Here is a 16,466-nt window from a genome sequence, read left to right as displayed (position 1 = left end):
CCCGGTCAGCTGGCCTCGTCGGCCTCCCGGTTCTCCCGGACATGCTTGCGGGCATGCTCGATTGCCGGTTCGAGCTCATCGAAGGAGTGGCGGTAGTGCCGCAGGGCGCCGATGACCCCGACGGTATCGGCCAGCTGGAGGTGTTCGGGTTTGATGCCCTTGATGAGCACGGTGATCCTGCGTCGTTCCAGGGCCCCGATGATCTCCACCAGGGCGTGGGCCCCGGTGGCATCGAGCATTCGCAGCCGGGACAGCCGCAGGATCACCACCTCGACCCCCGTGACCGATTGCAGGTCCTGCAGGATCTTCTCCGCGGCCCCGAAGAACATGGCCCCGTCCAGCCGGAAGATGGCGATGCGTTCGTCCCCGCCCACGGCGGGACCCTCCAGCGGTTCCCGGGCGACGCCCGAGGACCTGGCCACGGTGCGCAGGGCGAAGAAGGCGGCCACGAGCACACCGATCTGGATGGCCTCGATCAGGTCGAAGGCCACGGTGATGACCGCGGTGATCACGAACAGCGCGGCGTCCGCCCGGCTGGAACGCAGGATCGAGGTCATGGTGTGGCGGGAGACCATGCGGGTGGCGGTCACCATGAGGATCCCGGCCAGCACGGCCAACGGGATGCGCCCCACCAGCTGCGAGCCGGCATAGACGACCACCAGCAGCAGCAGGGCATGGACCATGGAGGCCAGCCGGGTGCGGGCCCCGCTGCGGACGTTCACCGCGGTCCGGGCAATCGCCCCGGTGGCCGGCATGCCCCCGAAGAGCCCCGCGGCGATCGATGCCAATCCCTGTCCGAAGAGCTCGCGATCGGGCTGGTACGGGCCTGTGGCGGAGCCGCTGGGGCCCACCAGGCCGGCGGCGACCCGCGCCGAGAGGAGTGATTCAATGGCGGCCAGGGCCGCGACGGCCAAGGCGGGGCCGGCCAGGTCGGTGATCAGGGGCCAGGAGAATCCGGGGATCGAGGGGGCACTCAACGCCGAGGGCAGTTCGCCGATGCGGGGAATGTCCAGCTGCAGCCATTCGGCAGCGACGGTGATCAGCACGACGGCGGCCAGGCTGGCGGGCAGCCCGGGGTGGATCCGCGGGCCGAACACCATCAGGGCCGCGACCAGCAGCACGATCGAGCCGGTGATGGCCGCGGTCGGCCACACGGATCCGGAGGCGGCCAGCCAGGCGGCCACCGCGGTGTTCAGTCCCGGCGGGGCCGTGGTTCCGGTGGCCAGCGGCACCTGTTGGAGGAAGATGATGGTACCGATGCCCAGGGTGAACCCCTCCACCACGGGCCACGGGATGTAGGCGACGGCGCGGCCCATCCCCAGGAAGCCGGCAGCCAACACGATCACTCCGGCCATGATCGAGAGCAGGGCGATCGAGCCGGCCCCATGGGCGGCGACGATCGGGGCCAGGATCACCACCATGGCCCCCGTAGGACCGGAGACCTGCACATGGGAGCCACCCAGGACCGCTGCCACGAATCCGGCGACGACGGCGGTGACCAGCCCGGCCGCTGCCCCGACCCCCGAGGTGACTCCGAAGGCCAGGGCCAGGGGAAGGGCCACGATGCCCACCGTCACCCCGGCCAGGAGGTCGACCCGCCAGGAGCCGGGCAGTTCGACGTAGTCGTCGACCGTGGGCAGGAACGAGCGGATGCGCTGTCCCGGCCTCATGACCGGCCCGCGTTCATCCGGTCGCCCAGGAAGACCCGGGCGATGTCGAGCAGTTCCGATATCCCGGGGTGGGCGAGGGTGTAGTGGACGTGGCTGGCCCGGCGTTCGGAGGTCACCACTTGGTGGCGGCGGAGCACCCTGAGGTGTTGGGACAGGTGGCTGGGCTCGATGTCCATGCCATGCAGCAGCTCGGCCACCGTGGCCGTGCCCCCCTCGGCGGCACTGAGGATCTCCAGGGCGCGGATACGGGCCGGGTGGGCGAGGGCCTTGAAGAGGTTGGCCTTGATTTCATACAGCGGTCGTTGCTCGTCGTCCAGGAACATTCTGCCTTTCACCACAGGATACCGACATGATGGATTCATTATACCGGACGTGGGTGGGAACACGGGCCGGGCCCGGGGGCCGCGGCCGGCCCGCCGGCTCCCGGTGTCATAGGCTGGAGACCGAGCAGTTCCAGCCACCGACGTGCCTGACAGCGAGGACACCATGAGCATCAATCCAGCCCTTCAGGGGCGCAGCTATCCGGCGGGCGGGACCTACGTGGTCTCCCGGGAGAAGATCCGCGAATTCGCGACGGCCACCCACGCCACCCACCGGGCCCACTTCGACCTCGAGGCCGCCGCCTCGCTCGGTCATGCCGAGCTCGTGGCCCCGCCGACCTTCGCGATCATCGTGGCCCAGCGGGCCGATGCCCAGCTGATCGCCGATCCGGAGGCGGGCATCGACTTCTCCCGCGTGGTCCATGCCGACCAGCGCTTCACCCTGCACCGCCCGATCCTCGCCGGGGATGAGCTGGTGGCCGAACTGCATGTGGACAAGGTCCGCGGCATGGGGACCGGTGCCATGATCACCACGCGCGCGGAAATCAGCACGGTGGACGGGGAGTCCGTCGCCACCACCATTTCGTCGATCCTCGTTCGCGGAGAGGAAGCAGCATGAGCCCCATCGACTTCGCCACCCTGGAAAAGGGCCAGCAGATCGGCAGCACCACGGTGCACGTCAACCGGGCCGACCTGGTGCGCTACGCCGGGGCCAGTGGTGACTTCAACCCGATCCACTGGAACGAACGCTTCGCCACCGACGTCGGGCTCCCCGGGGTCATCGCCCACGGCATGTTCACCATGGGTGCCGCCGTCACGCTCGTCGCGGACTGGATCGGCGATCCCGGGGCGGTCATCGACTACCAGAGCCGCTTCACGAAGCCGGTCGTCGTGGAGGATCCCGCGGGCACCAACCCCTCCGAGGCCGACGGCACCGCCCTGGAGGTCACCGGGGTCATCGGGGCACTGGATCCCGAGGCACGCACCGCCCGGGTGGACCTGACGGTCATCGCCGGGGGCGAAAAGGTCCTGGTCAAGGCCCAGGCGTTGGTCGGGTTCTGATGGCCCAGCTGCTGTCCTGCCTGACCACGAACGCGGTCGGGGGACCGGCCGGGACCTACCTCGAGGCGCATACCGAACAGGAGCTCATCGCCGCGGTACGGGCGGCGGACGACGCCGGCCACCGGCTCCTGCTGGTCGGTGGCGGCTCCAATCTGGTCATCTCCGACGACGGGTACCCCGGCACCGTGCTGCGCGTAGCGACCCGGGGCGTGGACATCACCACCGGCCCCGGAGGGGCCCGCATCACGGTCCAGGCGGGACATCCGTGGGACGACGTCGTCCACCGCACCCTCGAGGCCGGCCTGGTGGGCCTGGAAGCCCTCTCGGGGATCCCCGGCTCCGCGGGGGCCACCCCGGTGCAGAATGTGGGGGCCTACGGGACGGACGTGTCCAGGACGTTGGAAACCGTCCGGGCCTGGGACCGGCAGGAGGCGGCCCTGGTGGTCTTCGGCACCGCCGAGCTGGAGTTTGGATACCGCAATTCGCTGCTCAAGGCCACCACGGTGGACGGGTCCCCGCGCTACGTGGTCCTCGACGTCACCTTCGCCCTGGAAACCTCCGAATGGGGGGCACCCATCGCCTACGCCGAACTCGCCCGCACCCTGGGCGTGCAGACCGGCGAACGCGCGAAGGCGGCCGCCGTCCGCGAGACCGTCCTGGGCCTGCGGGCGGGCAAGGGCATGGTGCTGGACCCGGCGGACCGCGACACCTACAGCTCCGGGTCCTTCTTCACCAACCCGATCGTGGATGCCGACACCGCCGCGTCCCTACCCGAGGACGCCCCGCGTTTCGCCGCCGAGGGGGGAACCAAGCTCTCGGCAGCCTGGCTGATCGACCGCGCCGGCTTCGCCAAGGGATTCGGGCTGCCCGGCACCCCCGGCGCCGAACTCACCGGGGGGAGGGCCTCGCTGTCGACCAAGCACACCCTGGCCATCACCAACCGTGGCGAGGCGACCGCCGGGGACCTGCTGGCCATCGCCCGGGCCGTCCGCGACGGGGTCACCGAACGTTTCGGGGTCACCCTGCACAACGAGTCCCTGCTCATCGGCGTCGAACTCTGAACTCGCTGCTCGAAGGTCTTACGGTGGCCCGGAAAGTGGATCGGTGCCCGGTCCAGGAGGCGGGTTGCTTAGCTGATGATCACGTCGGACTGGTCGCCGTAGACGGTCGCGCTGTGCTTGCCGTCTTGGGTGGCCGCGATGATTCTGCCGATTTCGGGGAAGTCCACTCCGACGTTGTCCAGCATTTCGGCCGCGATCAAGTGCAGATCTCCCTCGGGGTCGGCCCTGGCCGCGAGATGGTTGTCCACGTAGAGGACGATGGTTCCCCGCTCGGGGCCTTCCACACGCTCAATCATGTTGTATGGAGCGGCGAAGCCTTCGAGGCTGTGTGCGCCTTCGTTGCTGAGCCAACGGTTCAAGGCGGCCTCGGCTACGGCCTGTTCCATGTAGGGCTCGTCCGGCGGGGTGAAGCTGGGCTGCGCCCAGAGCCGTTCCGGCGTGCCGGTCTCGGTGGAGGGGGCGGCGGCGTTGCATCCGGCGAGTGCGATGGCTGCGACGAGGAGTGGGGCGGCGGTCTGGCCCTTGAGGATGGCGGGTCCTTTCTGCGGTGGTGAATCGGCGTCCAGTCTAGGGGACCGGCCCCGAACTACGGCGGCCGGATCGACTACTTCGCGTGCGGTGGCTACGACCGCGTACACGGCAGCTGCCAACGCGACGACTTCAAAGAGTTCGAGCATTTCCGATGGCACGGTGCCGATCGGATCCCCGGCGCACGACACGGGTGGGGTTCGGGCACGAGGAAATTAAGGTTTCCTCCCCGTGCAAGTCATCGTGGACTTTTAGGGCTGATCTGACGCATTATTGAGGCATGGAACACGAGACAAGCCTGGAACACGCGATGGATCTGGCCGAAGGCAACATGAAGGAAGCCAAGCGTTTGCTCGACCAGGGCAAGAAGGCCCATGCCGCCGGGGAGATCACGGACGAACGGATGGCCTCGCTGCAACGCCTCTATGACACGGCGCATGAGGACGAGGGGCGCGCCCGCCGCGACACCTGAGTCGACGCGAGCAGGTGGGCGTGACCTTGAATGGCGGGGGCACCCCGGGGCGACCCGGTGGTGCCCCCGCCATTGATGTGCCCGGCCCCGGAGGCCACGGGCCCGCCCGCGCTACCGGCCGGTGGGTTCCAGCGGGCTGAAGACCGGGGACCGGCCAGGGGCGAAGACGCCCACCGTGGCCGCAGGTATTTCAACCCAATGCCGTTTGCTCCAATGCAGTTCCAGCGGTTCGGAGGCCACCAACTGGGCATCGTCGGGCAGCATCTCCAGTTCTCCGGTACCCGCGCCGAAGCCGACGCCGACATGCAGGGTCATCGGCCCGAAGGAGTGGTAGAGCGAGGGGGCCCGGACGGTCGTGGCGTCGGGGCTGACCCAGCGCAGGACGTAGAGCCGTTCCCCGTCCGAGGTGGCGATGGTGGCGCGGAACGGTTCGGCCAGGCCCCGGTCCCTCCGGGCCTGTTCGACCCGCAGGATCATCCGGGTCAGCGCCTGCACGGGGTCCGTGGCCAGCCCGTAGGTCAGGGCGAGGAAGAAGCAGACCTCGGTATCGCTGTTGCCCCGGATGAAGGGGTAGAGCTCCGGGTCCACGTCGAAGGTCAGTTCACGTTTGACCGCGCTGAACCCGTTGATGTCCCCGTTGTGCTGGAACATCCACCCGGCATGGACGAAGGGATGGCAGTTGTCCTGCGCGATGGTCCCCCCGGGGGCGGCCCGCACATGGGCCAGGAAGCACCCCGAGGAGATCTGCGCCGCCAGATGGCGGAGATTCCGGCTGTCCCAGGCGGGTGTGATCTCCCGATACTGCCCCAGCGTGCCGTTGACGCCCGACCAGGCCAGCCCGAACCCGTCCCCGTTGGTGGGGAAGGCATGGTCGCGGAACTGGGAGGAGATCTCCAGCGAAGGCAGCTGGAGATCCCGGGCAAGCAGGCTCTGGTCCAGCAGTGAGTGGTTGGGCCTGGTCAGGACGGTATCGAGGGTGATGGGCGAACCCATGTAGGCAATCCAGCGGCACATGGCCACCTCCGCAACTGGTTGGTCAGGCCAGTCTGGACCCGGACCTCCGTCCAGGCAACAGGCGGGGTGGCGGGGTGCTTAAACAGCGACGACGGCTGCCCTGGGGGCAGCCGTCGTCGTGGAAGGTCCGGGGACTAGAGGCGACCCAGGGCGATGGCCAGCATGCGGCGCAGCGGTTCTGCCGCGCCCCAGAGCAGCTGGTCACCCACGGTGAAGGCCGAGAGGTACTTCGGGCCCATCTCCATCTTGCGCAGCCGGCCGACCGGGATGTCCAGCGTTCCCGAGGCGGAGACCGGAGTCAGCTGCTCCATGGTGGCCTCCTTGGAGTTGGGGACCACCGTGGCCCACTCGTTGTCCTCGTCGAGGAGGCGTTCGATCTCCGCCAGCGGCAGGTCCTCGGTCAGCTTCAGGGTCAGTGCCTGCGAATGCGAGCGCATGGCGCCGACGCGGACGCAGAGGCCGTCGAGCATGATGTGGTTGTCCGCGGTGGTCCCGAGGATCTTATTCGTCTCGGCTCCGGCCTTCCACTCCTCCTTGGACTGGCCGTTGCCCAGATCGGCGTCGATCCACGGGATGAGCGAGCCGGCCAGCGGGACCCCGAACTCGGAGGCGTCCAGGTTCGCGCGCTGGGCCTCGAGGACCTTGCGGTCGATGTCCAGGATGGCGGAGGAGGGATCGGCCAGCTCGGTGTCCACGGCGGACTGGATCCCCCCGAACTGGGTGAGCAGTTCACGCATGTGGCGGGCCCCGCCTCCGGAGGCCGCCTGGTAGGTCATGGCCGTGCCCCATTCGACCAGCCCGTTGCGGAACAGTCCGCCCAGGCCCATGAGCATGCACGAGACGGTGCAGTTGCCGCCGACGAAGTCCAGGGTGCCTCCGGCCAGGCCGGCGTCGATGACGTTGCGGTTGACCGGGTCCAGCACGACGATCGAATCGTCGTTCATGCGCAGCGTCGACGCGGCGTCGATCCACAGGCCCTTCCAGCCGCGGGCCCGTAGTTCGGGGTGCACGCGCTGGGTGTAGTCACCGCCCTGGGCGGTGACGATGATCGGCAGCTTGGCGAGCTGGTCGACGTCGTACGCATCCTGCAGGACGCCCGCACCCACGGCGAACGAGGGGGCCGGGCCACCCGGGTTTGAGGTCGAGAAGAAGACGGGGTCGATGCCCTCGAAGTCCCCTTCGTCGAGCATGCGTTGCATGAGCACGGAGCCAACCATGCCTCGGTATCCAATGAATCCAACGGTAGAAGTCATTCAACCATCGTACGGCGGGCAGGGGGTCGAACCCCAGTCGGGTTACTTCGCCCGGCCGCCCATGCCGGGCTTCGGGGCCGGATCCAGAGCCTTCCGGCGGGCCGGGGACCTATTGGTCGGAGAGTAGCCGGGCCCGGCGGTTGATGGCCCAGAACGCGCCGAGGGCGAAGGCCTGGGTGATCGTGAACAGCACGATGATCCCGCCGATGACCTGGCCGGTGATGATCATCCAGAGCCCCAGTGCGGCGCAGATGAGCGCCAGCAGGGGGAAGAGCATGAAACCGATCGCGAAAAGCGGTTCCGGCTTGGTCGTCAGTTCCTTGAAGGCTTCCTTCACCTAGCGGCGCTCCCAGAGTTCGTGGCGGTATTCGGTCCCGTTGGCGGCGGTCAGCCACCCCTGGGCGGGTTCGGACAAGGTCAGCGTCCAGGCCGGCGACAGCCGGGGGGCCCGGGTGTCGCCTTCGGCCTCGATGTTGATGACGGTGACCACTGCCGTGTCCGCCAGCGGCTCGTAGGCGGTGTAGACCTCGCCTCCACCGCAGATCCAGATCTCCGCCGAGCCCTCGGCGGTGGCCGCCGCGTCCAAGGCCTCCTGCGGGGACCCGGCCACCGTGGCGCCGGCCTCGGTGGCCTCGGCGGCCGTCCGGTCTTCGGAGGTCAGCACGATGGTGGTCCGGCCCGCGAAGGGGCGGAACTTCGCGGGGATCGAGGCCCAGGTCCGCCGACCCATGATGACCGGATGGCCCAGGGTGGTGTGCTTGAAATGCTTCATGTCCTCGGGCAGGTGCCAGGGCATGGTGCCCCCCTGGCCGATGACCCCGTCCACCGTCTGGGCCCAGATCATGCCGATGCGCGGGCCCGCCCCGGTCTGGTCCGTCGGGGCCGCGTGCGTCACCGCGTCGGCGGAGTGGCGGCTCATACGGCCACCGGGGCCTTGATGGTCGGGTGGTGTTGGTAATCGAGGATCTCGAAGTCCTCGAGCCGGTAGTCCAGGATGGATTCCGGGGTGCGGGTCAGGCGCAGCCGGGGAGCGGGGTAGGGCTCCCGCCCGAGCTGTTCGTTGACCTGGTCGAGGTGGTTGTCGTAGATATGCACGTCCCCGCCGGTCCAGATGAACTCCCCGACCCCGAGGCCGACCTGCTGGGCGACCATATGGGTGAGCAGGGCGTAGGAGGCGATGTTGAAGGGGACCCCGAGGAACGTGTCCGCGCTGCGCTGGTAGAGCTGGCAGGAGAGCTTGCCGTCGGAGACATGGAACTGGAAGAAGACATGGCACGGCGGTAGGGCCATGTTCTCCAGTTCGGCCACGTTCCAGGCCGAAACGAGATGGCGCCGTGAATGCGGATTGGTCTTCAAGGCGTCGACCACCTGGGTGATCTGGTCGATATGTCCACCACCAGGGGTGGGCCAGGACCGCCACTGCACCCCGTACACCGGCCCGAGATCGCCGTTCTCATCGGCCCATTCGTTCCAGATTCGCACCCCCTGCTCCTGCAGCCAGGAGACGTTGGATTCCCCGCGCAGGAACCACAGCAGCTCGGCGGCCACCGATTTGAAGTGCACGCGCTTGGTGGTGATCAGCGGGAACCCGGCGTCCAGGTCGAAACGCAATTGCCGTCCGAAGACACTGCGGGTGCCGGTTCCGGTCCGATCCGGGGACGGGGTGCCGTTGTCCAGCACATCACGGAGCAGATCCTCGTAGGGGGTGGGAATAGCCATGGCCAAAGTCTACCGGCCCTCCGGTGCCTAGCCGGTCCCTGCTGCGATGCCCAGCGACATGGCGATGGGCAGGCCGACGATCAGGAGCAGAAGGATGACGATGGCCCATTTGCCCTTCGGGTTGCCGATGTTGATGGTCAACCCCATCCCCGTCCCCTCCCGTTTGGGAACTAGGATCTGCGGATCGGCCGGGTCGTTGTAGAACAGCCCGCCGGCGACCCACCGGCGTTCCTCGGCGGCTTCGTCCTCATCGGGGTGCAGGCCCAGTTCGACGACGCGGCGCCGGCCCCAGCGCGAACCCCGCCACATGGCCCAACCGATGGGAACCAGCAGGATCGGCGCCAGGAAGACGGCGAACCAACCTCCCACGTGCTCCGGCCTGAGCCAGCCTTCGAGCGCCAGGCCCGCGAACACGGCAGCCAGGGCGATCGAGGTCGACCCCAGGGCGCCGATGGTTCCGCGAATCATCCCCTCGCGGCGGACCAGGCCGTATTCGGAGCGCTTTCTGCGGGCCGGGGACATCGCCGGAACCACAGCGGCGATGAACGCCAGCAGGACGATCATGCCCGCGCCGACCCACAACATGCCGAAGACGGTGCCGGGGGATTTATCCGCAAAGGCATCCGGGGCGCCGGAGGGCCCCCAATGGGTCGGGATCGTCTCGGGCAGCCCCGCATACAGACCCAAGCCGTACAGCTGGGTCCCGACCAGGATCGCCAGCCCCACCAGGTAGGTCAGCCAGATCGGGCCTCGACCGCGGGCCAGGACGTTCTCGGTGATCGTCATCGTCATGGCCTCGATGCTAGTGGTTCCCGGGCTGCCGACCGGCCACGCTTCCCGACGTCGTGTCCCGGCCTATTCGACGACCAGGTCCTGATATTCGGGGTAGCGGTCCAGATAGTCCTGGATGTAGCTGCATTCGACGAGGATCCGGCGCTGTTCGGCACGCAATTCGTCAAGCACCAGGGTGACCAGGGCCCGGGCATAGCCATGGCGTCCATGGGCTTCATCGATGATGGTGTGCTGCAGGGTCACGATCCCGCTCTGCGGATCGGTGCTGTACCCGAGGAAGCCGATGAATTCGTCGTGCTGCCAGAGCGCATACCGGCCACGGTCGTCGTCATGCTCCAGTCGCAGACCCTCGTGGACGATCTTTTCCGGACGCCAGCCCGGTACTGCCTGTGGCTCGTGGTCGGCGGTCACATTACCTCCTGGAACGACGGATAGCTGTGCTCCGACCCTACTCGGCGCACCGCCCGGGCACTACCTGCCCGACGGCGGGGTCTCAGTCGTCAAAGGTCTCGAAGACCTCCACCGACACCGGTTTGCGCAGCTTCGTCACCGGCAGATGCAGCACGACCATGGCGCCGGGGCGCAGGTAGGGGTCCGTCGCCGGTAGGAAACGGGCCAAGGGCCCGGGGAGCCGCTCGGCCATCGCGTCGAACACCAGGGGCAGGACCGGCCGGTGGGTGCACACGGCCTGGGGCACGCCCTTGTTCAACAGCTTCAACACCGCCTTGCGTGCGGTGGACGGGCGGCGCTTGGCCTCATGCTCGGTCAAGGCCGGAACCAGCTTCACACCCAGGTCGTGGCGCTTCAGATACGGGGAGACCGTCTGGATGCAGCGCGTCCACGGGCTGCTGGCCACCCGTTCGGGACGCCAGGCCGACAGGAGCGCATCCACCTCCAGCGCCTGGCGCTTACCGGTGGCGGCCAGCGGACGTTTGCCCTCCTCCTTGGTCCAGCTCGACCGGGGCTTCGCCTTGGCGTGGCGGACCACGATGAACGGCACCGTGGCCAGACGCCCGTTGATGTAGGCGCCCTCGAGGGTGTCGAGCGGGTCGATATCCGAAGGGTTCGTCAACTGACGCCGGGCCTCGGAGGGGGAGACCCACCGGGCCGCATCAACTTCGTGGCCATCGGGTTCGATGCGCTCGCCGGAGACCCGGGCCGCCCAGTAATACACGACCTTCGGTCCGGCCTTCACCGGATAGCGGATGGCCGGTAACGGGATGCCCAGGGTGATGTCCAGCCCCACTTCCTCCCGGACCTCCCGCACGGCGCACTGCGGGAGGGTTTCGCCGTCGTCGAGCTTGCCCTTGGGCCAGGACCAGTCATCATATTTCCCGCGATGGATCAGCAGGACCTCCAGCTCGCCGTCGGAGATCCGCCAGGGAATCGCCCCACCCGCGAGCACCTTGACGGTACCGCCGGTGACCAGTGGGTCATCGGAAGATCCCAGTACCAGTGACATCAGCGGCGGGCCGCCCACCGCTGGCGGGATTCCAACAGCCACGACTGCACGTCGGAGAGGGGCTCCCCGTCCGGGCCGAGGTGATGGCGGGTCCAATCGCCGTCCGAGTCCAGATGCCAGCTGGCCGTGCCCTCGTCGAGGTAGCGGTCCAGGATGCGCTGCAGTTCGGCCACGTCCTCCTTATTGGAGATCCTGACCAGGGCCTCGACCCTGCGGTCCAGGTTGCGGTGCATCATATCGGCCGAGCCGATGTAGATCACGGGGTCCGCGTCGTTGTGGAAGGCGAAGACCCGGGAATGCTCCAGGAAACGGCCCAGGATCGACCGGACCCTGATGTTCTCGCTCAACCCGGGTACCCCCGGGCGCAGCGAACAGATCCCGCGGACGATGACATCGACCTTCACCTGGGCCTGGCTGGCCCGGTACAGGGCATCGATGATGGCCTCGTCGACCATGGAGTTGACCTTGATGACCACCCGGGCTTCGCGTCCTGCCTCGCGGTGGTGGATCTCCTGGTCGATGCGGTCGATCAGTCCGGAGCGCAGCGAGCGCGGAGCCACCAGCAGGCGTTTGAACGTCGAACGCGGTGCATAGCCGGAGAGCTGGTTGAACAGCCGGGACAGGTCCTCCCCGACCTGCTCGTCGGTGGTCAGCAAGCCCAGGTCCTCGTAGTACCTGGCCGTGCGCGGGTGGTAGTTGCCGGTGCCGATATGGCAGTACCGACGCAGCCGGTCCCCCTCACGGCGGATGACCAGGGAGAGCTTGGAATGGGTCTTCAGCCCCACGATCCCGTAGACCACATGGACGCCGGCCTCCTCGAGCTTGCGGGCCCAGGAGATATTGGCCTGCTCGTCGAACCTGGCCTTGATCTCCACCAGGGCCAGCACCTGCTTGCCCGCCTCGGCGGCATCGATCAGGGCATCGACGATGGGGGAGTCGCCCGAGGTGCGGTACAGGGTCTGCTTGATCGCCTGGACCTTCGGGTCGGCGGCCGCCTGCTCCAGGAAGGCCTGCACCGAGGTCGAGAACGAATCGTAGGGGTGGTGCAGCAGGATGTCCCGACGGCGCATCGCGGCGAACACATTGGCCGCCTTGGAGGTCTCCGAGGGGTTCAGGTCCCGGCTGGTGTGGGCCAGCTGCTTGGGATAGTGCAGATCGGCCCGATCGATGTTGGCGATGACCGAGAGCCCGCGCAGGTCCAAGGGGGCCGGCACCGCGAAGACCTCGTCCTCCTCGACCCCGAGCTCACGGACGAGCAGGTCCCGGATCGTGGGGTTGATGTCGCTGGCGACCTCCAGGCGGACCGGCGGGCCGAACCGACGGCGCAGCAGTTCCTTCTCCAGGGCCTGGAGCAGGTTTTCGGCGTCGTCCTCCTCGACCTCGAGGTCCTCGTTGCGGGTCACCCGGAACGTGTGGTGCTCGACGACCTCCATCCCCGGGAACAGGTACTCCAGGTGTTGGGCGATCACATCCTCCAGCGGGATGAACCGGGCCAGCCGCCCTGCGGTGTTCCCGGCGCGGGGCCCATCCACCGAGATCAGCCGCGGGAGCATGTCCGGGACCTTCAACCGGGCGAAGAGCTCCTTGCTGCTGACCGGGTTGCGCACGATCACCGCCAGGTTCAGCGACAGCCCCGAGATATAGGGGAAGGGGTGGGCCGGATCCACGGCCAGGGGCGTCAGGATCGGGAAGACCTGGGCGACGAACCAGCGCCGCATCTCCTCCTGCGCCGCCTGGTCCAGCTGCTCCCAGCGGGTGATCACGATCTGTTCGGTGGCCAGGGCCGGGCGCAGCGTCTCGGCGAAGACGTGGGCGTGACGCAGCTGCAGTTCCTTGGCCATGACCAGGATCTCCTCCAGCTGGTCGATGGGGCTGACCCCGGCGGCCGAGGGGACGGCCAGACCGGTGGCGATGCGCCGTTTGAGCCCGGCGACGCGGACCATGAAGAACTCGTCGAGGTTGGAGGCGAAGATCGACAGGAAGCTGATGCGCTCCAACAGGTACAGATCGGGGTCCTCCGCGAGCTCGAGCACGCGGGCATTGAAGTCCAGCCAGCTGACCTCGCGGTCCAGGAAACGATCGAGGGTGAAATCCCCGTCCGGGCCCAGCGGCGGGTCGAACAAAGGCAGCTCGATCCGGTCCTGGGTGGCCCTGGCCGATGGCACATCACCGTCGCCAAAGCTTGCTGCGGCTACGGAGGTGCTGTCCATCGGGTCTGTCCTAACGTACAAATCTGTGCAGTGGGGCATGCTCCGTGGCGCCCACGATTCCGGCGCGGGGGCGACGGTGCATGCCTGCCTTACTTTACCCGGCGGCCGCCGTACCGTGCGCGTACATCACGTCCACGTCCCAGCGGGTGAAACCGAGCTTGTTGTAGAGCCCGACGGCGGCGGTGTTGTCGGCGTCGACATAAAGCATGACGGCCTGCAGCCCGCGGGAGCGCAGATGCTCGATGCCGGCAATGGTCAGGGCCCGGCCCAGTCCCGTGCCCTGGGCCGCGGGGACCACCCCGACCACGTAGACCTCCCCGAGGCTCTGATGGGCACCGGTGGCACTGTCCTTCAGCGGTGGGTGGACCTTCGTCCAATGGAAACCGGCGATCGAACCGTCCCCGGCCTCGGCGATCAGGAAGCCCTCGGGATCGAACCAGTCCTCCTCCATCCGGGCCAACAGATCGGCCTTGGTCATCGACCCCTGCTCGGCATGGTCGACGAACGCGGCGGCATTGGCGGCCAGCCAGGCGTCCTCGTCCTGCCCGGGGACGAAACGGCGCAGCCGATATCCGGCAGGCATCTCGGCGGCGGGAAGACCGGCATCGTGCATCAAACGCATGCGCCATAGTTCGCGGACGGGCACGAACCCGTGGCGTTGGGCCAACCGGGACGCCGCGGCATGGTTGCCGTGGGACCACGCCTGCATCGCCTCCAGCGGGGATCTGGCATCGAGAGCGGCCAGCAGGGCGGCGCCGATCCCGTCGTTGCGGTATTCGGGGTGGACGACCAGTTCGAGGGTCCCGGAGGCGGAGTCGGCAGTGGAGACCGCCACGGCGACCCCGACCAGCTCGCCGGAGACCGCCCCGTCGTCGTCGCAGAGCCAGGCGGTGACGACCATGAGGCCCTCGGAGGCCTCCCCGGTACGCAGTTCCACGATGGTCTGGTCGCTCAGCGGCGGGTTGCCGTCACTGTCCTCGGCCTCCGCCGACAGGTGGGTGATCCGACGCAATAGGTCCTGATCCGGCCTGCCGTTGGCAAGGGTGATGGTCCAATCGGTGTTCTGGGTCGCGCTCATGCACCCAACCTATCCCCGGTGGGCCCGCTTGTGCAGTCCGCGACTCCCCGTCGGGGCGCGTCGTGCTCCGAAGTCGCCCGATGGACAGGGTCCCCGTGCTGCCCTCGACCGGGCCGATGAGGCAGGATGTAAGGCGTGAGAACCAAAACCTTTGCCACGGCCTCGCTCGTGGCGGTCGCCGCACTCGTCGCCGCAAGTTACGTCGGTCCGGCAGAAGCCGGAAGCTGGGCCATCTGGGCGGTGGTCTGCGTCAGCGTCCTGGTGTTTGCCTGGGGCTACCCCCGCCTGGTGGGCCTGCCCGCCCCCTGGCCCCTCAGCGCGGTGATCGCGCTCGCCGGCCTCGGGGCGTCGACGGCGGCGACCGTGGCCCCGATGCCGTCCCCGCTGCAGTGGATGGGCGCCTTCGGTGCCCTGGGAGTGATCCTGGTCTTCGTGACCCAACTGCTGCGCGGGACCGGCCAGCGGCAACGACTCGAATCGACCCTGGGTGGGTGCGCCGGCGTGCTGGTCGTGGTGTTCGGCAGCGGGTGGGTCGCCGCCGACCGGCTGGCCCCCAACGCCGGCAACGGGTCGATGATGCTGCTGTCGGGACTGAGCATCGCCGCCGCCGTCCTGGTCAGCGCCATCCCCTGGCCCGAACGCCTGACGGCCCCGCTGGGCTGGCTCGCCGCCATCTTGGTGGGTGGGGTCGCCAGCGTCCTGGTCGTCGATGTCTCCGTGATCCCGGCCGTCGTGGTGGGGGCCGTGGTGGGGTCGGTCGTCGTCTGCTTCCACGTCCTGGTGGTCTCGGAGGCACAGGTGCTGCGGGGCGGATCCTTCTCCACCGTGGCACCGGGCGCTCCCGGGGCCACGGCCGGACCCCGGGACGACGTCCTCGGGATCGCGGCTTCCCCGTCGGCGGAGCAGGGCACGGTCGCGGGCAAGGACGCCGGGGTGCTGGGGATCCGGGGCGCCATTGCCGTCGGTGTGGCCTGCGTGATCGCCTCGGGGGCGCTGGTCTACTACGTGGAACGAATGCTCCTGCACTGAGCCCGATCCCGCCTGCCGGACACCGAATCCCTTTCACGGCGGCACGGCGTTAGGATGGAACCATGGAATCGAATTACATGGCACTAGAGATCTTCTTCATCACCCTGCTGGTCGTTGCCGGGCTGGGGATGGCCGGCTTCGCCGGTCTGGTCGTCACTCGCCTGTTCAAGGGCCAGAAGTAGCAGGACCGTACTGCATGCCCATTGAGCTACCCACCGACCTGACCCCCGAACTCGTCCCGCTCTCCTGGCTCATCGGCACCTGGGAAGGTGCCGGACGGCTGGGCGAAGGAGAGGGCGACGACGCCCACTTCGTGCAGCGGGTGGAGTTCACCCACGACTCCACTCCCTACTTGTCCTACCGGGCCGAGAGCTGGCTCAGTGACGAAGAGGGCAATAAGTTGCGCCCGCTGGCCACCGAGCAGGGCTATTGGGGACTGGACCGTCCCCTGGAGGACGCCGATGGAGGACCCGGCCTGATCCCCGGCGACATCGTCCCCGCCCTGCGCACGGCCGACGACGTCGAGGCGTTGCGGGCCCCCGAAGGCGGATTCAACATCGTGGTGAACATCGCCCACCCGCGAGGGGTGTGCGAGCTCTACTACGGCAACATCAACGGTCCGCGCATCGAGCTGGCCACGGACATGGTCGTCCGTGGGTCCAACTCCCGGGATTTCTCCGCGGCCACGCGGATGTATGGATTGGTCAACGGCCAGCTCTTCTGGCGTTGGGATGTCGCCGCCGGCGGCGCTGCCTTGGCGGCCCATGCTTCGGCCGCCTTGACGAAGGAGGCATGA

General features: G+C 68.2%; 19 protein-coding genes. 6 read left to right on the top strand and 13 right to left on the bottom strand.

Going from position 1 to position 16,466, the window contains the following annotated elements:
- Positions 1-5: 5 nt before the first annotated feature.
- The gene (locus ACT3S2_RS00465) at positions 6-1,670 is read right to left on the bottom strand and encodes a SulP family inorganic anion transporter (protein WP_444561071.1); all 1,665 of its coding nucleotides are present in this window, start codon (positions 1,668-1,670) and stop codon (positions 6-8) included.
- Entirely contained in the window at positions 1,667-2,005 is a 339-nt protein-coding gene (locus ACT3S2_RS00460; RefSeq protein WP_444561070.1) for an ArsR/SmtB family transcription factor, read from the bottom strand. Before ACT3S2_RS00460 ends, ACT3S2_RS00465 begins: the two co-directional genes overlap by 4 nt.
- 151 nt (positions 2,006-2,156) lie before the next feature.
- Between ACT3S2_RS00460 and ACT3S2_RS00455 the strand changes: the two genes are divergently transcribed.
- From ACT3S2_RS00455 to ACT3S2_RS00445, 3 genes are read left to right on the top strand one after another with little or no spacing between them, the layout of a single operon-like run.
- Positions 2,157-2,609: an FAS1-like dehydratase domain-containing protein gene (locus ACT3S2_RS00455; protein ID WP_444553333.1), complete on the top strand. Its 453-nt coding sequence runs from the start codon at positions 2,157-2,159 to the stop codon at positions 2,607-2,609.
- Complete coding sequence (locus ACT3S2_RS00450) at positions 2,606-3,052, top strand: MaoC family dehydratase (RefSeq protein ID WP_444561069.1); 447 nt, start codon at positions 2,606-2,608, stop codon at positions 3,050-3,052. The genes ACT3S2_RS00455 and ACT3S2_RS00450 overlap by 4 nt, the downstream gene beginning before the upstream one ends.
- A complete protein-coding gene (locus tag ACT3S2_RS00445; protein WP_444553331.1) occupies positions 3,052-4,113 on the top strand; it encodes a UDP-N-acetylmuramate dehydrogenase in 1,062 nt (353 codons plus the stop codon). Before ACT3S2_RS00450 ends, ACT3S2_RS00445 begins: the two co-directional genes overlap by 1 nt.
- A 68-nt stretch (positions 4,114-4,181) precedes the next feature.
- Here ACT3S2_RS00445 and ACT3S2_RS00440 read toward each other — a convergent pair whose 3' ends face one another.
- Entirely contained in the window at positions 4,182-4,802 is a 621-nt protein-coding gene (locus ACT3S2_RS00440) for a hypothetical protein (RefSeq protein WP_444553330.1), read from the bottom strand.
- Between the two features lie 119 nt (positions 4,803-4,921).
- On the opposite strand from ACT3S2_RS00440, the gene ACT3S2_RS00435 reads away from it, so the two are divergent.
- Complete coding sequence (locus ACT3S2_RS00435; protein WP_444553329.1) at positions 4,922-5,113, top strand: hypothetical protein; 192 nt, start codon at positions 4,922-4,924, stop codon at positions 5,111-5,113.
- A 111-nt stretch (positions 5,114-5,224) separates the two neighbouring features.
- Here ACT3S2_RS00435 and ACT3S2_RS00430 read toward each other — a convergent pair whose 3' ends face one another.
- The 10 genes from ACT3S2_RS00430 to mshD all read right to left on the bottom strand — a co-directional run bounded on the left by ACT3S2_RS00430 (position 5,225) and on the right by mshD (position 14,641).
- Entirely contained in the window at positions 5,225-6,106 is an 882-nt protein-coding gene (locus ACT3S2_RS00430; RefSeq protein ID WP_444561068.1) for a class II glutamine amidotransferase, read from the bottom strand.
- Between the two features lie 155 nt (positions 6,107-6,261).
- Positions 6,262-7,380 (bottom strand): aspartate-semialdehyde dehydrogenase, encoded by a 1,119-nt coding sequence (gene asd / locus ACT3S2_RS00425; RefSeq protein WP_444553327.1) that lies wholly within the window; start codon positions 7,378-7,380, stop codon positions 6,262-6,264.
- Between the two features lie 109 nt (positions 7,381-7,489).
- Positions 7,490-7,717, bottom strand: coding sequence for an NF038396 family protein (locus ACT3S2_RS00420; protein ID WP_444553326.1), 228 nt, complete (start codon positions 7,715-7,717; stop codon positions 7,490-7,492).
- Positions 7,718-8,299 carry a dihydrofolate reductase gene (locus ACT3S2_RS00415; protein WP_444553325.1) on the bottom strand — a complete coding sequence of 194 codons (582 nt, stop codon included), beginning with the start codon at positions 8,297-8,299 and terminating at the stop codon, positions 7,718-7,720.
- Positions 8,296-9,099: a thymidylate synthase gene (locus ACT3S2_RS00410; protein ID WP_444553324.1), complete on the bottom strand. Its 804-nt coding sequence runs from the start codon at positions 9,097-9,099 to the stop codon at positions 8,296-8,298. Before ACT3S2_RS00410 ends, ACT3S2_RS00415 begins: the two co-directional genes overlap by 4 nt.
- A 27-nt stretch (positions 9,100-9,126) precedes the next feature.
- Positions 9,127-9,891, bottom strand: a complete 765-nt coding sequence (locus tag ACT3S2_RS00405; protein WP_444553323.1) for a DUF1648 domain-containing protein — start codon at positions 9,889-9,891, stop codon at positions 9,127-9,129.
- 63 nt (positions 9,892-9,954) lie between these two features.
- Entirely contained in the window at positions 9,955-10,302 is a 348-nt protein-coding gene (locus ACT3S2_RS00400) for a GNAT family N-acetyltransferase (protein ID WP_444553322.1), read from the bottom strand.
- Between the two features lie 82 nt (positions 10,303-10,384).
- A complete protein-coding gene (locus ACT3S2_RS00395) occupies positions 10,385-11,353 on the bottom strand; it encodes an NUDIX hydrolase (protein ID WP_444561067.1) in 969 nt (322 codons plus the stop codon).
- Positions 11,353-13,563 (bottom strand): RNA degradosome polyphosphate kinase, encoded by a 2,211-nt coding sequence (locus ACT3S2_RS00390; protein ID WP_444553320.1) that lies wholly within the window; start codon positions 13,561-13,563, stop codon positions 11,353-11,355. Before ACT3S2_RS00390 ends, ACT3S2_RS00395 begins: the two co-directional genes overlap by 1 nt.
- 94 nt (positions 13,564-13,657) lie before the next feature.
- Positions 13,658-14,641, bottom strand: coding sequence for a mycothiol synthase (gene mshD / locus ACT3S2_RS00385; RefSeq protein WP_444561066.1), 984 nt, complete (start codon positions 14,639-14,641; stop codon positions 13,658-13,660).
- A 135-nt stretch (positions 14,642-14,776) separates the two neighbouring features.
- Here mshD and ACT3S2_RS00380 point away from each other — a divergent pair, with 135 nt between their 5' ends.
- Positions 14,777-15,670 carry a permease gene (locus ACT3S2_RS00380; protein ID WP_444553318.1) on the top strand — a complete coding sequence of 298 codons (894 nt, stop codon included), beginning with the start codon at positions 14,777-14,779 and terminating at the stop codon, positions 15,668-15,670.
- Positions 15,671-15,866: 196 nt separating this feature from the next.
- The gene (locus ACT3S2_RS00375) at positions 15,867-16,466 is read left to right on the top strand and encodes an FABP family protein (protein WP_444561065.1); all 600 of its coding nucleotides are present in this window, start codon (positions 15,867-15,869) and stop codon (positions 16,464-16,466) included.

It is taken from the genome of Arthrobacter sp. AOP36-A1-22 (genome assembly GCF_052377615.1).
GTDB lineage: Bacteria > Actinomycetota > Actinomycetes > Actinomycetales > Micrococcaceae > Arthrobacter_H.
This window is presented reverse-complemented; position numbering and strand designations above follow the sequence as displayed.

What these genes read in the sequence shown, in the direction of transcription:
- ACT3S2_RS00375 (WP_444561065.1), top strand. Translation starts at nt 15,867, where the DNA reads ATGCCCATTGAGCTACCCACCGACCTGACCCCCGAACTCGTCCCGCTC.
- ACT3S2_RS00390 (WP_444553320.1), bottom strand. Translation starts at nt 13,563, where the DNA reads ATGGACAGCACCTCCGTAGCCGCAGCAAGCTTTGGCGACGGTGATGTG.
- ACT3S2_RS00410 (WP_444553324.1), bottom strand. Translation starts at nt 9,099, where the DNA reads ATGGCTATTCCCACCCCCTACGAGGATCTGCTCCGTGATGTGCTGGAC.
- mshD (WP_444561066.1), bottom strand. Translation starts at nt 14,641, where the DNA reads ATGAGCGCGACCCAGAACACCGATTGGACCATCACCCTTGCCAACGGC.
- asd (WP_444553327.1), bottom strand. Translation starts at nt 7,380, where the DNA reads ATGACTTCTACCGTTGGATTCATTGGATACCGAGGCATGGTTGGCTCC.
- ACT3S2_RS00415 (WP_444553325.1), bottom strand. Translation starts at nt 8,299, where the DNA reads ATGAGCCGCCACTCCGCCGACGCGGTGACGCACGCGGCCCCGACGGAC.
- ACT3S2_RS00465 (WP_444561071.1), bottom strand. Translation starts at nt 1,670, where the DNA reads ATGAGGCCGGGACAGCGCATCCGCTCGTTCCTGCCCACGGTCGACGAC.
- ACT3S2_RS00455 (WP_444553333.1), top strand. Translation starts at nt 2,157, where the DNA reads ATGAGCATCAATCCAGCCCTTCAGGGGCGCAGCTATCCGGCGGGCGGG.
- ACT3S2_RS00435 (WP_444553329.1), top strand. Translation starts at nt 4,922, where the DNA reads ATGGAACACGAGACAAGCCTGGAACACGCGATGGATCTGGCCGAAGGC.
- ACT3S2_RS00445 (WP_444553331.1), top strand. Translation starts at nt 3,052, where the DNA reads ATGGCCCAGCTGCTGTCCTGCCTGACCACGAACGCGGTCGGGGGACCG.
- ACT3S2_RS00430 (WP_444561068.1), bottom strand. Translation starts at nt 6,106, where the DNA reads ATGGGTTCGCCCATCACCCTCGATACCGTCCTGACCAGGCCCAACCAC.
- ACT3S2_RS00450 (WP_444561069.1), top strand. Translation starts at nt 2,606, where the DNA reads ATGAGCCCCATCGACTTCGCCACCCTGGAAAAGGGCCAGCAGATCGGC.
- ACT3S2_RS00395 (WP_444561067.1), bottom strand. Translation starts at nt 11,353, where the DNA reads ATGTCACTGGTACTGGGATCTTCCGATGACCCACTGGTCACCGGCGGT.
- ACT3S2_RS00405 (WP_444553323.1), bottom strand. Translation starts at nt 9,891, where the DNA reads ATGACGATGACGATCACCGAGAACGTCCTGGCCCGCGGTCGAGGCCCG.